Genomic DNA, 14,264 nt, shown 5'->3' on the forward strand with positions numbered 1-14,264 from the left:
GAGATGGCAGAGCGGTTGAATGCACCGGTCTTGAAAACCGGCAAGGGGTCAAACCCTTCCAGGGTTCGAATCCCTGTCTCTCCGCCATTCAAAAGCCCTATGTATCTGATACGTAGGGCTTTTTTTATGCCTTAACAAAAAGTAAACCATTAGAAATACGGACAGTCAGTTTGTTTTTTTCTACTAAAAAAGCCTATCTACAAAACTAAGATCATCGTTGTGGCCGACTACAAAGCACATAGAGGTTCTGATACTATTAAATCGAACATCCTTTGGCCGCGCGCAAGAGGTAAACATAAAGGGGATTTAGAGTTTGGATATTGTCTGGGTAATAGTATCGACCATTTTGGTGTTTGTTATGCAAGCCGGTTTCTTGTGTTTAGAAAGCGGACTTGTTAGAAGTAAAAATAGCATTAATGTTGCGGCCAAGAATATTAGTGACTTTATCGTGTCGAGTAGTCTGTACTGGTTGTTTGGATTCGGTTTAATGTTTGGAAGTAGCCAGTGGGGGTTGTTTTGATGGTCTGATTTTGCATTCGCTGAACCAGCAGATACAAAACTCATCGCAATATTCTTATTCCAAATGATGTTTTGTGGCACGGCTGCGACGTTAGTTTCTGGCGCCGTCGCTGAGCGCATGAGTTTTATGGGGTATATGGTAGTAACGGTGACAATAGCACTGTTTATTTACCCTTTTGTTGGTCATTGGGCTTGGGCAGGAATCATTACGGGTGAGCCGATAGGCTGGCTTGAAAAAATTGGCTTCGTTGATTTTGCGGGCTCAACCGTTGTGCATTCTGTGGGTGGTTGGGTAGCACTGGCGGCAGTATTAGTTATTGGGCCTCGTATAGGGCGATTTACCGGCAGTGTTAGCGCTATTCCAGGTAGTAGTATCCCAACAGCTATATTGGGTTGTTTATTAATTTGGCTGGGCTGGTTTGGTTTTAATGGCGGCAGTACATTAGCTTGGAATAACTCAGTTCCACTTATTTTATTAAATACATGCCTTGCTGCTTTGGCCGGTGGGGTGGTTGCGACGATGTTAAAGCTTCGTGCAGAACATTATATTGAGGTTGATCAAATAATTAATGGTGTTCTAGGTGGTTTAGTGTCTATTACCGCCAGTTGTCATATTGTGAGCACAGGAGGGGCTGTTATGATTGGCGCCGTTGCCGGCTCAGTTGTTTTTTTTGGTGAGAAGTACCTGGCCGATAAGAAAATCGATGATGCTATTGGCGTAGTGCCTGTTCATTTATTTGCTGGGGTTTGGGGAACAATCGCGTTACCTTTTTTTGCGCTGCCGGCTAAACTTCAAAATGATCTTTCAGTGTGGGAACAATTAGGGACCCAATTAATTGGGGTCGTCAGTGTTGGTTTTTATAGTTTTGGCCTTGCATATGTAGTATTTAGTTTGGTTAACAAGGTTTACTCGTTAAGAGTCAGTGAGCAAGATGAGTTAAGAGGCCTAAATGTTGCTGAACATAATATAAGCACCGAAGTTTTTGACTTGCTAAGCGCCATGCATAAACAGCAGGAAAAAGCAGATTTTTCAACTCAAGTAGCCGTTGAGCCCTATACCGAGGTGGGGCAAATAGCCGAAAAATATAATCACGTTATTGACCAGGTTAACGAAGAAATTAAACAGCGAGATGAGGCCTTCTTAGCATTTAAACAAAGTGAACGTAGAAAGGGTGCTATTTTAGATGCAGCAATGGATTGCATTATTGGCATTGATTCGAAAGGCAGGATTCAAAGCTTTAATCCTGCGGCAGAGCGTTGCTTTGGTCAAACAGCGGGTGCGATTATTAACCGTAGCTTTTTTAAGCTGTTTACAAGAGACCGGGTTCAGGAGTTAAATTCAGCGAGTTTAGACGAGGGCTTTTTGCTAACCAGTGGGTGGGTTCTGGAGCGTAGGAATATGACAGAATTACAACGTTATGACGGAGAGTCTTTTCCTGCCGAAGTAGTAGTGACTCGAACGGTTAGCATAGCGAGTGAACCATTGGAGTATACGCTACATATTCGCGATTTGAGCGAACAAACTAAGTTACAAAAACGTTTAGAAACCTTAGCGTTTAATGATTCGCTAACTGGTTTATATAATAGAGCCGCCTTTATTCGTGAGCTTGAAAGACGAATTAATTACCATAAATCTCATGCTGGAGTGGTGGCGTTAATGTTTTTAGATTTAGACCGCTTTAAAAAAGTCAATGATGTTTTTGGCCATAAGGTAGGCGATCAATTGCTTTGTGAGGTGGGTAAGAGACTCAGTGGAGTAGTACGTGGTAATGACTTGGTGGGTCGTTGGGGTGGCGATGAGTTTGTTGTGGCGATAAGTGGTGCCTTGGATGAGGAAGCTATTAATAGTAAAGCAACAGAAATTCTTCATGTAATGCGTGAAACGGTTGAACTGCCTGGGCATACGCTAAATGTGTTAACAAGCATTGGGGTCGCTTTTTCGGTTGATGGTGAACGATCAGCGGATCGTTTACTACAGTGCGCTGATGTTGCCATGTATCAGGCAAAAAAATTGGGTAGGGACAATTTTTGTTTTTATACCGAGGAAATGGGGCTGTTTGTACGCAAACGAATTCAAATTGAAGCTGACCTTCCTGATGCTATTTCTCAAAATCAATTACTATTAAATTACCAACCTAAAGTATCGTGTTTAACGAACGAAGTTGTAGGTTTTGAAGTGTTATTACGTTGGTTGCACCCAGAGTTTGGCTTGATTCCCCCAGGAGATTTTATTCCGGTTGTTGAATCATCTGGTTTGATTGTTGATGTTGGTGAGTGGGTGCTAACCGAAGTTGCACGTCAGTTAGTTGAATGGCGTAAGGCAGGTTATGAGTTATTGCCGGTCGCTGTCAATATTTCAGGTTTTCATTTACATGATGAGTCACTGTCGTTATTTATAAAAGCGTTGGCGCATCAGTATCAACTTAACCCAAGCCTATTAGAGGTGGAGATAACCGAAAATGCTTTAACTGGCGATACTGATAGTAGTATTGCAACGATGACCGAGTTAAAAAAGTTGGGTATTAAATTATCTGTGGATGACTTTGGTACGGGGTATTCATCGTTAAGTTATTTGAAGAAATTTCCAATTGATGTATTGAAAATTGACCGTTCATTTATTAATGAGTGCGCTTATAACCCTGATGATGCCGCTATTTGTATGGCGATTATTTCACTTGCTAAAAGTTTAGGGCTTAAAATAGTGGCTGAAGGTGTTGAATCGCTAGAGCAGTTAGAATTTATACAACAGCAAGGCTGTGATATTTATCAGGGCTACCTATACAGTAGGCCACTTCCTGCTAGTGATGTTGAGGTCCTTTTAAAAAGGCCTTAATGGCTGGTTAACAGTAGTAATGACTCGAAATATTTTGTTTCAAAGAAGTGTCACATAGGTGTTTAACCATTTAGGTCGAGGCTTAACGTTTTGACATTAATGTTGAGTCAATTATTTGTTTTTATAATATACAAAGTTATTGTATTATAACAAGCGTTAGATGGCGTTCAGTGCTATTTACCAACGAGGCTTTATGCCTCGTTTTTTTCAACCATACACTATGGTTTTTCAATACACACTAGGAACAAAATGTCGGATAAGCAAGAAATCGAACTGCCATTAAGTGGAGTTCGCGTATATGAAATTGGGACTAGCGTAGCCGCTCCCTTTGGTACATGGATTTTAGCCGCTTTAGGGGCAGAAGTGATTAAAGTTGAACCAGAAGGTCGTGGTGATGATTGTCGTCATTGGGGGCCTCCATTTTGGAATGGTACCTCTGCAATGTTTCAAGCATTGAATAGGGATAAGAAATCAGTCACTGTAGATTTGAAAGACCCTGAAGATAAAGCTTGGCTTCGAAATGAAATAGTCACTAAGGCGGATGTTGTGTTGCAAAACATGCGTCCGGGTAAAGTGACTAGCCTTGGGCTTGGAGCTGAAGAAATGCGCAAGGAAAACCCTAAGCTTGTATATTGTAATATTTGGGCATTTGGTGAAACTGGGCCAATGGCTGATAAACCGGGTTACGACCCATTAATGCAAGCATATAGCGGCTTAATGAGCTTAAATGGTGAAGAAGGCCGTCCCCCTGTACGAATAGGGACGTCAGCCATCGATATGGGAACAGGTATGTGGTGTTCTATTGCTATTATTTCTGCCTTGTTTAACCGCCAAAAAACGGGGGAAGGTTGTGTCGTTGATACGGCTTTGTACGAAACAGCACTAAGTTGGATGACTTATCACATGGCTGGGTATCACGCGACAGGAAACCTGCCAACACCGCAAGGTTCTGGCGTGCAAGGTATTTCGCCTTATCAAGCCTATGAGTGTTCAGATGGTTATCTTGTGGTAGCTGCGCCAAATAATAAATTATTTGATTTGTTGAAAGGTGTTATGGGGAACCCGGCTTGGGCGGATGAAGCGCATTTTGAAACCAATCCTAAACGCTTTGAGAATAAGGTTGAATTGAATCGTCGAATGACAGAGATTTTAATAAAAGAACCTCGTTCTCATTGGCAGAAAAAATTAGATGATGTAGGCATTCCTAATTCGCCAATTCAATTGGTTGATGAGGTATTAAACGACCCGCAAACGCAATCATTAGGCATTGTTCAAGAATCAGTTGAACATGCAATGAAGCTAGTGGGTCTGCCAATGAAGTTTAACGGCCAGCGGCCACCGCTACAAAATGAAGCGCCTGCCTTAGGTGCTGATAACGACACCTATAAAAATTAACGGAGAAAGATACATGAAAGAGATTTCCATTCCACTAGGCAATGACTACGCTGATATTCGTGATGCCGTTAGTAAGATTTGCGCTGACTTTCCGGGCGAATATTGGCGAAAACTAGATGCCGACAGTGCATACCCTGAAGAATTTGTTAATGCCTTGACCGAATCGGGCTTTTTGTCAGCTTTGATTCCTGAGGAATACGGCGGTGTTGGGCTACCATTGCGCGCAGCGGCTGTCATTATGGAGACGATTCATGCATCGGGTGGCTCAGCCTCGGCTTGTCATGCTCAAATGTATATTATGGGCGCGGTTTTAAGGCATGGTAGCGAAGAACAAAAGCAAAAGTATTTACCAAAAATTGCAACAGGTGAATTAAGACTTCAAGCATTTGGTGTAACAGAACCTACATCAGGCTCTGATACGACAAAACTCAGAACGAAAGCGGTAAAGAAAGGCGATAAATATATCGTTAATGGCCAAAAAGTATGGACTAGCCGTGCCTTTCAATCAGATTTGATGTTATTACTCGCCAGAACTACGCCTTTAGAAGAGGTGTCAAAACCTACTGATGGGATGTCTATTTTCTTAGTCGATATGCGTGATGTTGTTGGTAATGGCATGGAAATTCGTGCGATTGACGCCATGATTAACCATAATACGACGGAAGTTTTTTTCGATAATATGGAAATTCCTGCTGATTCACTGATTGGTGAGGAAGGTAAGGGTTTTCGGTATGTCATGAGTGGTATGAATGCTGAGCGAGTGATCATAGCCGGAGAAAGTATAGGTGATGCACGATTTTTTATTGAACGAGCCAAAAACTATGCCAGCGAACGCAAAATATTTGGTGGGCCAATTGGTAAAAACCAAGGTGTTCAGTTTCCCATAGCTAGAGCCTATGCTGAAATTGAGGCCGCTGAGTTAATGGCAAGAAAAGCAGCAGCACTGTTTGAAGCGGGCGAACCCTGTGGAGCCGAGGCTAATATGGCAAAAATGCTATGTGCTGAGGCTGCTTGGAACGCCGGAGAGGCATGTATGCAAACTCACGGTGGTTTTGCTTTTGCTAAAGAATACGATATTGAAAGAAAGTGGCGTGAAGCGCGTTTGTATCTAATAGCACCTATTTCAACCAATATGATTTTAAGCTACATTGGCCAACATGTACTGGGCATGCCTAAATCTTACTAAAAATAGACAGCAAGTCTATAGGGTTTCAGCCTTTGAACCAAAATATTTATAGAGCCTAAGCCCTGTCTATAGCATATGAAAAAATTAAATTTTAAACCCCTTTTAACGGGTGAAAAGGAAGCAGCTTTAAGGAATGAAGTTCGTTCTTTTTTAAAAAACTATGGTGCTTTTAATGTTTCAAATATCATTGATTCATGGTCTATTTGTGACCCCGAACTTAGTCGCGCCCTAGCTGCAAAAGGATGGTTGGGTATGACCTGGCCCACTGAATACGGTGGTGGCGGTCGCAGTTATCTTGAGCGGTATGTAGTTATTGAAGAACTACTCGCAGCGGGCGCACCAGTTGGTGCCCATTGGGTGGCAGATCGTCAAAGCGGGCCACTTTTATTGCGTTTTGGTACCGAAGAGCAACGACAACACTTTTTGCCTAAAATTGTAAAAGGGGAGTGCTTTTTTGCCATTGGAATGAGTGAGCCTAATAGCGGCTCGGATCTGGCGTCGATTAAAACTCGTGCACAGAAAGTAGAGGGCGGTTGGCTTATCAATGGTTCCAAAATTTGGACCAGTTGGGCGCATGTTTGTCACCAAATGATCACGTTATGTAGAACGGCGCCAGTATCGGATGATCGCCACCATGGTATGAGTCAACTAATTGTTGACCTGAAGCATGAAGGTATTACGGTTCGGCCCATTGTTACGTTGGCCGGAGAGGCGCATTTTAATGAAATTTTCTTTGATGATGTATTTGTGCCAGATAATCGACTGGTAGGTAAGGTCAACGAAGGATGGGGTCAAGTAGTGGCCGAGCTAGCATTTGAGCGAAGCGGGCCAGAACGTTTTTTAAGCAGTTATCAACTACTTGAAGCGGCGATTAAAGAACTACGTGATGCGAATCTAACGCACCAAGCAGAACCCGTTATTGGTCAATTTGTAGCGCGCTTAATGGTGTTACGCCAAATGTCTTTATCGGTCGCGAATCAACTACAAGAAGGCAAATTACCGGTTAACGAAGCATCGGTAGTTAAAGATTTAGGGACCTCGTTCGAACAAGAGCTTCCTGAAGCCATGCGATTGATTTTAGCAACCGAAGCGCGCCCAACTGCAAACGGCGGCGTTGCGCGCTTATTATCTGAATCAATACTAAAAGCGCCATCTTTTTCATTACGTGGTGGTACGCGTGAAATTTTACGTGGCATTATTGCCAGAGGTTTGGGGTTACGATGAACGAAGTTGCTCAATTAATTGAAGAGTCAGCAACCCGTCTTTTTGACGACTTTTCAACAACTAACGGTCATGAGTTAATGGAAACAGGACAGTTTCCAGAAGTACTTTGGGCAGATTTCTTGGCAGATGGTTGGTTAACAACGTTGTTATCTGAAGAGGATGGTGGTGCGGGCCTTGGCCTTGAAGCTGGGTGTGTATTAATGAGGTTAGCTGGGTACTACAACGTGTCGTTGCCGGTTGCTGAAGCGTTAATGGGCGTTTATTTATCGCTTAAGTCAGGCGCAGAATTTAGCGATGAATTGATTATCCCTGTGATACTTGATGCACCGTTCAACGAGCAGCCTGATATCCATTTATATGGAATCCCTTGGGCGCGTCATGCAGCATCGATAGTGGTTATTTTTACTCAGAATAATAAAACACAGTTGAGCCTTGTTAAAGCTCAGGATATAACGATTAATGCTGGTCAGAATATGGCTGGTGAGCCACGTGATGATGTGACCTTTAAAGCTAGCTTGCTGGATAATGCGAGCGATGTACAGGCGATGAGTCTCAAACAGCTTGAATCATGGTTTGCACTTTGTCGCGCGGCCCAAATAACAGGTACGTTGCAACGGGTATTAGAAATGACCGTTGATTTTGCTAATGAGCGATCACAATTTGGCCGGCCTATTGGTAAATTTCAAGCAGTTCAGCAACAAATGGCCGTTTTAGCTGAAATGACCAGTGCCGCTATTTGCGCTGTTGATGCCGCTATAGATCACTTAAACACAGAACAAGAATGGGAGTTGATTGCTTGTGCAAAAATCACGGCGGGAGAAGCCGCCGGTTATGCAGCAAAAACTTCTCATGCAGTACATGCCGCGATTGGATTTACGCAAGAATACCCATTACAACTGAGTACACGTCGACTATGGTCTTGGCGTGATGAGTATGGCAATGAGGCCTATTGGTCTGCAAAATTAGGTCAGCAGTGCTTCGCGCTTGATACTGATAGTTTATGGAGTTGGTTAACAACGCAAACAGGTTAACAATTAAGGAAACAATAGTGATAACAGAAGTAATAACTGAAGTAACAGATGGCATTGCTGTTTGGCGTATGAACCGTGTTGATACACGTAATGCGATAACAGACAATAAAATGATTGATGACTTAGTATCATTGGCCGAACAAGCACAAAAAGACAGCCAAATAAGGGTGATCATTTTAACGGGTAACGGGCCTGCCTTTTCATCAGGTGGTAATGTTAAAAAGATTCGTGCCGAAATGACCGAATCAGATAAAACGCCCCACGAGTTAGCCACGTGGTACCGCGAAGGTATTCAGCGAATACCACGTGCATTTCAAGCGTTAGATGTTCCTATTATAGCGGCGGTTAATGGGCCAGCTATTGGTGCGGGTTGCGACCTTACCTGTATGTGCGATATGCGAATTGCTGCTGAAAGTGCTCGGTTTGCTGAAAGCTTTGTTAAATTAGGCATTATTCCAGGTGATGGTGGTTCGTGGTTATTACCACGAGCTGTTGGTTTGGCAAAAGCCTCTGAAATGGCTTTTACAGGTGACCCGATTGATGCCCAAGAAGCGTTGAAATTTGGACTTGTTTCAAAAGTCGTCGCAGATGATAAGTTGATCGATGAAGCAATGGCGCTGGCGAAACGAATTGCGGTTAATCCACCTGTTTCGGTTCGGATGACCAAGCAGTTAATACGCGAGGGGCAACAAACCGATTTGGATACGCACTTACAAACGGCTGCTGTTATGCAAGCGGTATCGCATCGTACCGATGACCACCGAGAGGCAATGAATGCAATATTTGATAAACGCCAGGGTGAATTTAAAGGCCGATAAGCTAGGTTAGAAAACAACAAAATTGGAGACAATAAAATGATAATGAAAGATAAGGTAGTACTAATTACTGGAGCAGGTCGAGGTATTGGCCGAGCAATGGCGATAATGATGGCGCAAGAAGGCGCAAAAGTGGTTGTTAATGACTTAGGTGCCGGCGTTGGTGGAGAAGAAACTGGCGAAAGCCCAGCAGAGGAAGTCGTTTCAACTATCCGTGCTGCGGGTGGTGAGGCGGTAATTAATGGTGATAATGTTGCAGAGCTTGATGGTGCAGAGGCTATGATCCAAGCGGCTATCGATAACTTTGGTCGGATTGACACCGTTGTTAATAATGCCGGTATCTTGCGCGATAGAATTTTTCATAAAATGTCACCTGAAGAATGGAACGCGGTGATTAATGTTCATTTGAATGGTAGTTTTAATACGGCTCATTTTGCTGCGAAACATTTCAAACAACAGGAAAGCGGTAGTTTTGTATTTATGACATCAACATCCGGTTTAATCGGTAATTTTGGTCAAGCAAATTATTCTGCCGCAAAAGCTGGTATTGCTGCGTTATCTAAAAGTATTGCATTAGACATGCAGCGTTATAACGTGCGTTCTAATTGTATTTCCCCCTTTGCTTGGAGCCGAATGATTGGAGCGATCCCTGTTGATACACCAGAACAACAAGCCCGAGTTGATAAATTAAAAGAAATGACACCCGATAAGGTGGCTCCAATGGCTGTTTACTTAGCCAGTGATGAGGCCAGTGAAGTGTCTGGGCAGATTTTTGCGGTGCGTAATAATGAAGTTTTCTTGATGGGACAGTCCAGACCATTACGCTCTACTCATCGATCAGAAGGTTGGACGCCACAAACCATTTCAGAGCATGCAATTCCTGCATTGAAAAGTAGTTTCTACCCTCTAGAGCGTTCGCCTGATGTGTTTTCTTGGGATCCGGTATAAAGAAAACACGGCTTTGACGTTAATGAACTGACAGCAACCCCATTAATCAAAACGCTTATGCTAACTATTTGCTTATACAAGCGTTTTTTAATGGGGGGATTTAAAGCCATAACTAGAATTACTTGGAAATTTAAGCAAAGGCTGTATTAATACTGAAAAGATTGAACAGGGTGCAATCTTTCAGTGATTAACAGTATTGCAGCTGACAAGTTATTCAGCAGATTGGCAAATTAGTTGATGCTAGAATTATTAAGATGAAAAGTTAAACGAAGGATTTAAGATGAAAATTGACCCAAAGACGCATGATAAATTTTTCAATATTTTAAAAGCAGTGGTGGCCCCTAGGCCAATTGCCTTTATATCATCACAATCTAAAGAGGGTATTTTAAACTTGGCACCCTTTTCATTTTTTAATGGTGTTTGTTATGTGCCGCCGACTATTAGCGTATCGATTGCACGTTTTGCCGGCGCAAAGTCAAAAGATAGCTTGGTGAATATTGAAGAAACGGGTGAGTTTGTTGTAAACCTTGTTAATAGCGATATTGCCGAAGCGATGAATAAAACAGCCGCTGAATACCCAACAGAAGTGAATGAATTTGAACTGGCCGGTCTAAACACAATGCCTTCTGAGTTGATAACGCCACCGTGTGTTGCTGAGTCTCCGGTTAGCCTTGAATGCCGTTTAAAGCAAGTGGTGCCGATTAACGAAGGAACCCGGCGAGAGTGTGGATTAGTGATCGCAGAGGTGGTTTATTGCCATATTAACGATGAGCTCTATGATGGTCGTTACGTTGATATGAAAGGGCTTGATGTGGTGGGGCGTTTAGGTGGGCATAGTTACTGCCATGTTGATAATCTTTTTGAGATGAAGCAACCGGTTTATAAGGCGGATAAATAGGCTTTATTATTAAAGCAACGACTTGATCGCGCTATCTAGGCCGCCAATCGTTAAGGGGAACATCTTCTCGGCGTTTAGCTGTCGAACGAGGCGGTTAGATTGACGTCTATCCCAGTTTTGTTCGGCATCTGGGTTAAGCCAAGCATTGCTAGGGAATGCGGCTAACAGTCGCTGGAACCAAACGGCGCCCGCTTCTTCGTTCCAATGTTCTACACTGCCGCCAGGGTAGGTAATTTCATACGGACTCATACTGGCATCGCCAACAAAAATAAGCTTGTAGTCACTGGGGTAGCGGTTAATCACCTCAGCGGTAGGGGTGGCCTCATCAAATCGGCGTGTATTATCTTTCCAAAGGTATTCATAGGTGAAATTATGGAAATAATAATACTCTAAATGCTTGAATTCAGCTTTGCTGGCAGAAAAAAGCTCTTCGCAAATACGAATATGGTCATCCATTGAGCCGCCAATATCTAATAGCAATAATACTTTAATGGCGTTGTGGCGTTCAGGCACCATTTTAATGTCTAAATAACCGGCATTGGATGCAGTAGAACGAATGGTGTCGTCTAGATCCAACTCTTCAGCAGATCCTTGGCGGGCAAATTTTCTAAGTTTTCGTAAGGCTACTTTTAAGTTTCGAGTGTTTAGTTCAACACTGTCGTCTAAATTTTTAAATTCTCGTTTATCCCATACTTTGGTAGCTCGACGATGGCGAGACTCATCTTGCCCTATACGTACACCTTCAGGGTTATAACCATAAGCACCAAAAGGCGATGTACCACCAGTTCCAATCCATTTATTGCCACCATGGTGCTCTTCTTTTTGTTCTTCTAAACGCTTTTTAAGCGTTTTCATTAATTCTTCCCAACCTCCCAGCGATTGGATTTTTTGTTTCTCTTCTTCGCTGAGTAGTTTTTCGGCTTGTTTGCGAAGCCACTCTTCAGGAATTTGATTAAAGACATCTTCTAATGCGTGGTCGTACTCAAGCCCATTAAATGTCTCGGCAAATACCTGGTCAAATCGGTCGTAATAACGCTCGTCTTTTACTAAAGCAGTGCGCGATAAATAATAAAAAGCTTGAATGTTAAAACTGGCAAGCCGCTTATCAAGGGCGCTCAGTAAACTAAGCAGTTCTGTAATGCTGACCGGTAAACCGGCCTTACGCAGGCTGAAAAAGAAAGAAATAAACATATAAGCTATTACTGCTCTTGTTTACGCCTGTTAATAAACGCGATGCGTTCGAATAAGTGGACATCCTGCTCGTTTTTTAATAGTGCCCCGTGTAGCTTTGGCAGAATATTATTAGTATTCGCCTCGCGTAATGTATCAGCGGTTAGCTCTTCAGATAACAGTAGTTTTATCCAGTCGAGCAACTCAGAGGTAGACGGTTTCTTTTTTAAGCCAGCAATCTCTCGTACATCGAAAAATATACCGAGTGCTTCAGCCAGTAGATCTTTTTTCAGATTAGGGAAGTGAACATTAACAATTTGTTGCATTGTTTCTAGCTCGGGGAAACGAATGTAATGGAAGAAGCAACGCCTTAGGAAGGCATCAGGTAGTTCTTTTTCATTATTGCTGGTGATAATGATGAGAGGCCTATTTTTTGCCTTAACAAGCTCTTGCGTTTCGTACACGAAGAATTCCATACGATCGAGTTCTTGCAAAAGATCATTTGGGAATTCAATATCCGCTTTATCAATTTCATCAATCAATAATACCGCACGCTTATCTGAGGCAAACGCTTCCCAGACCTTACCTTTCACAATGTAATTGCTAATATCGTGCACACGATCATCACCTAATTGAGAATCGCGAAGACGCGAGACCGCATCGTATTCATACAAGCCTTGGTGCGCCTTGGTGCTGGATTTTATATGCCATTCAATTAACGGTGCGTCTAAGGATTTAGCTACTTCAAGGGCAAGTTGCGTTTTACCGGTACCCGGCTCGCCTTTTATTAATAGAGGACGTTCAAGCGTTATAGCGGCGTTAACAGCCATACTGAGTTCTTCAGTGGCGATGTAATTGTTGGTACTTTCAAAATGATTATTGCTCATAAAATTAGCTGCTTAATGTGGCGAAGAAAAGGTTATTGTAAAGCTATATAGATGAATTTAAAGTGGGTTTTGTTGAATGAGTTGTTTTGCAATAATAATGCGCTGAAGCTCATTGGTCCCTTCACCAATGGCGAGTAGTGGGGCATCTTGATAATATCGTTCTACATTAAATTCGGTTGAGTAGCCATACGCACCATGTATGCGTAATGCTTCGGCAGAGTTCTCCATCGCCGCTTCTGTGGCAAATAACTTAGCCATGCCAGCTTCCATATCGCAGCGCTCACCTCGGTCAAATGCGGTTGCGGCAGATTGTACGAGCAAACGAGCCGCTTCGACCCGTGTGGCCATATCAGCTAAATAGATTTGAATGGATTGGTGTTGGCAAATCGGTTTACCAAAGGTTTTACGTTGTTGTGAATATTCAATAGAGTCTTTTAGCGCGGCAGAGGCGACACCAATACCTCGTGATGCGACGTTGATTCTACCTAAGGCTAACGCACCTAAGGCATGCTGTAGGCCTTGCCCTTCCTGTATACCAATTAGGTTTTCTTTTGGCAGTTGGTAGTTATCTAAGAAAAACTCAGCAGTATCTATGCCTTTATAACCGAGTTTTTTATGTTGGCTACCCATTACAAAACCTTCACCTTTGGGGGCGATAAAAAGACTCATACCTTTATGTGCAGGCTTGGATGCGACATTGGTTTTTACCAACAGAGCAAAACAACTACCATGCACGCTGTTGGTAATCCATGCCTTAGAGCCATTAATAATGTAGTTATCACCTTCACGTTTTGCCACAGTATTAATGGCTTGAAGGTCGGTTCCGCAGTTCGGCTCGGTGAGTGCTAATGCGCCGCGTATCTCACCCGAGGCAAATAACGGTAACCATTTGTTTTTTTGCTCTTCAGTTCCAAACCGTTGTACAGACATGGCCATAATCAGATGGGAATTAAACACACCCGTTAAAGACATCCATACGCAGGCAACGCGTTCTACAATTTTTGCATAAGTCGAGACGGGGAGGCCAAGACCACCGTACTGTGGGTCAATAACAGCACCAAATAAGCCCATTTCTTTCATTCCTTCTACAATATCATCGGGGTATTCATCGCTTGCTTCTAATGAACGTACAGATGGTTTTATTTTTATTAAAAACTTATCAACTGCATCTAAGATTAACTGTTCATTTTCATTGTTCATACTCAATCCTGTGATCTATCTAACACTTGTTATAGTATGGTCTTTATGGCGTTATAAAGCGAATAATTAGAAGTGGTTCCACTAATTAGGACAACCTGCTTAGGAGTTATTTTCCCAGTTAATCATGCCGCGATTAACGGCATGATGGTTTCATAATA

At 42.7% G+C, this 14,264-nt stretch carries 11 protein-coding genes and 1 pseudogene; 9 read left to right on the forward strand and 3 right to left on the reverse strand.

The window, feature by feature from the left end:
- Positions 1–313: 313 nt before the first annotated feature.
- From KUG63_RS11905 to KUG63_RS11730, 9 genes and pseudogenes are all read left to right on the forward strand, one after another.
- A pseudogene (locus KUG63_RS11905) lies at positions 314–1,474 on the forward strand (ammonium transporter); the annotation flags it as partial.
- A gap of 45 nt (positions 1,475–1,519) precedes the next feature.
- Positions 1,520–3,352 (forward strand): putative bifunctional diguanylate cyclase/phosphodiesterase, encoded by a 1,833-nt coding sequence (locus KUG63_RS11910; protein ID WP_413464124.1) that lies wholly within the window; start codon positions 1,520–1,522, stop codon positions 3,350–3,352.
- A 249-nt stretch (positions 3,353–3,601) separates the two neighbouring features.
- Positions 3,602–4,747, forward strand: coding sequence for a CaiB/BaiF CoA transferase family protein (locus KUG63_RS11700; RefSeq protein WP_287555433.1), 1,146 nt, complete (start codon positions 3,602–3,604; stop codon positions 4,745–4,747).
- A gap of 13 nt (positions 4,748–4,760) precedes the next feature.
- Positions 4,761–5,933 (forward strand): acyl-CoA dehydrogenase family protein, encoded by a 1,173-nt coding sequence (locus KUG63_RS11705; RefSeq protein ID WP_016390170.1) that lies wholly within the window; start codon positions 4,761–4,763, stop codon positions 5,931–5,933.
- Positions 5,934–6,008: 75 nt separating this feature from the next.
- A complete protein-coding gene (locus KUG63_RS11710) occupies positions 6,009–7,157 on the forward strand; it encodes an acyl-CoA dehydrogenase family protein (RefSeq protein ID WP_020162235.1) in 1,149 nt (382 codons plus the stop codon).
- The gene (locus tag KUG63_RS11715; RefSeq protein ID WP_015006053.1) at positions 7,154–8,188 is read left to right on the forward strand and encodes an acyl-CoA dehydrogenase family protein; all 1,035 of its coding nucleotides are present in this window, start codon (positions 7,154–7,156) and stop codon (positions 8,186–8,188) included. The genes KUG63_RS11710 and KUG63_RS11715 overlap by 4 nt, the downstream gene beginning before the upstream one ends.
- Before the next feature lie 17 nt (positions 8,189–8,205).
- Positions 8,206–9,006, forward strand: coding sequence for a crotonase/enoyl-CoA hydratase family protein (locus tag KUG63_RS11720; RefSeq protein WP_015006052.1), 801 nt, complete (start codon positions 8,206–8,208; stop codon positions 9,004–9,006).
- Positions 9,007–9,042: 36 nt separating this feature from the next.
- Positions 9,043–9,951 carry an SDR family NAD(P)-dependent oxidoreductase gene (locus KUG63_RS11725; RefSeq protein WP_015006051.1) on the forward strand — a complete coding sequence of 303 codons (909 nt, stop codon included), beginning with the start codon at positions 9,043–9,045 and terminating at the stop codon, positions 9,949–9,951.
- A 280-nt stretch (positions 9,952–10,231) separates the two neighbouring features.
- Positions 10,232–10,849: a flavin reductase family protein gene (locus KUG63_RS11730; RefSeq protein WP_015006050.1), complete on the forward strand. Its 618-nt coding sequence runs from the start codon at positions 10,232–10,234 to the stop codon at positions 10,847–10,849.
- Between the two features lie 9 nt (positions 10,850–10,858).
- Here the strand turns inward: KUG63_RS11730 and KUG63_RS11735 are convergent, their stop codons facing one another.
- From KUG63_RS11735 to KUG63_RS11745, 3 genes are read right to left on the reverse strand one after another with little or no spacing between them, the layout of a single operon-like run.
- Positions 10,859–12,040, reverse strand: a complete 1,182-nt coding sequence (locus KUG63_RS11735; protein ID WP_015006049.1) for a vWA domain-containing protein — start codon at positions 12,038–12,040, stop codon at positions 10,859–10,861.
- An 8-nt stretch (positions 12,041–12,048) separates the two neighbouring features.
- Positions 12,049–12,906, reverse strand: coding sequence for an AAA family ATPase (locus KUG63_RS11740; RefSeq protein WP_015006048.1), 858 nt, complete (start codon positions 12,904–12,906; stop codon positions 12,049–12,051).
- 57 nt (positions 12,907–12,963) lie between these two features.
- The gene (locus KUG63_RS11745) at positions 12,964–14,106 is read right to left on the reverse strand and encodes an acyl-CoA dehydrogenase family protein (protein WP_287555437.1); all 1,143 of its coding nucleotides are present in this window, start codon (positions 14,104–14,106) and stop codon (positions 12,964–12,966) included.
- Between the last annotated feature and the right edge of the window lie 158 nt (positions 14,107–14,264).

The organism is Cycloclasticus sp., from assembly GCF_019090545.1.
GTDB classification, from domain to species: Bacteria; Pseudomonadota; Gammaproteobacteria; order Methylococcales; family Cycloclasticaceae; genus Cycloclasticus; species Cycloclasticus pugetii.

Bases quoted from the DNA above. Each gene is read 5' to 3' on its own strand.
- KUG63_RS11700 (WP_287555433.1), top strand. From the start codon at position 3,602: ATGTCGGATAAGCAAGAAATCGAACTGCCATTAAGTGGAGTTCGCGTA.
- KUG63_RS11715 (WP_015006053.1), top strand. From the start codon at position 7,154: ATGAACGAAGTTGCTCAATTAATTGAAGAGTCAGCAACCCGTCTTTTT.
- KUG63_RS11705 (WP_016390170.1), top strand. From the start codon at position 4,761: ATGAAAGAGATTTCCATTCCACTAGGCAATGACTACGCTGATATTCGT.
- KUG63_RS11735 (WP_015006049.1), bottom strand. From the start codon at position 12,040: ATGTTTATTTCTTTCTTTTTCAGCCTGCGTAAGGCCGGTTTACCGGTC.
- KUG63_RS11725 (WP_015006051.1), top strand. From the start codon at position 9,043: ATGATAATGAAAGATAAGGTAGTACTAATTACTGGAGCAGGTCGAGGT.
- KUG63_RS11710 (WP_020162235.1), top strand. From the start codon at position 6,009: ATGAAAAAATTAAATTTTAAACCCCTTTTAACGGGTGAAAAGGAAGCA.
- KUG63_RS11730 (WP_015006050.1), top strand. From the start codon at position 10,232: ATGAAAATTGACCCAAAGACGCATGATAAATTTTTCAATATTTTAAAA.
- KUG63_RS11910 (WP_413464124.1), top strand. From the start codon at position 1,520: ATGCATAAACAGCAGGAAAAAGCAGATTTTTCAACTCAAGTAGCCGTT.
- KUG63_RS11745 (WP_287555437.1), bottom strand. From the start codon at position 14,106: ATGAACAATGAAAATGAACAGTTAATCTTAGATGCAGTTGATAAGTTT.
- KUG63_RS11740 (WP_015006048.1), bottom strand. From the start codon at position 12,906: ATGAGCAATAATCATTTTGAAAGTACCAACAATTACATCGCCACTGAA.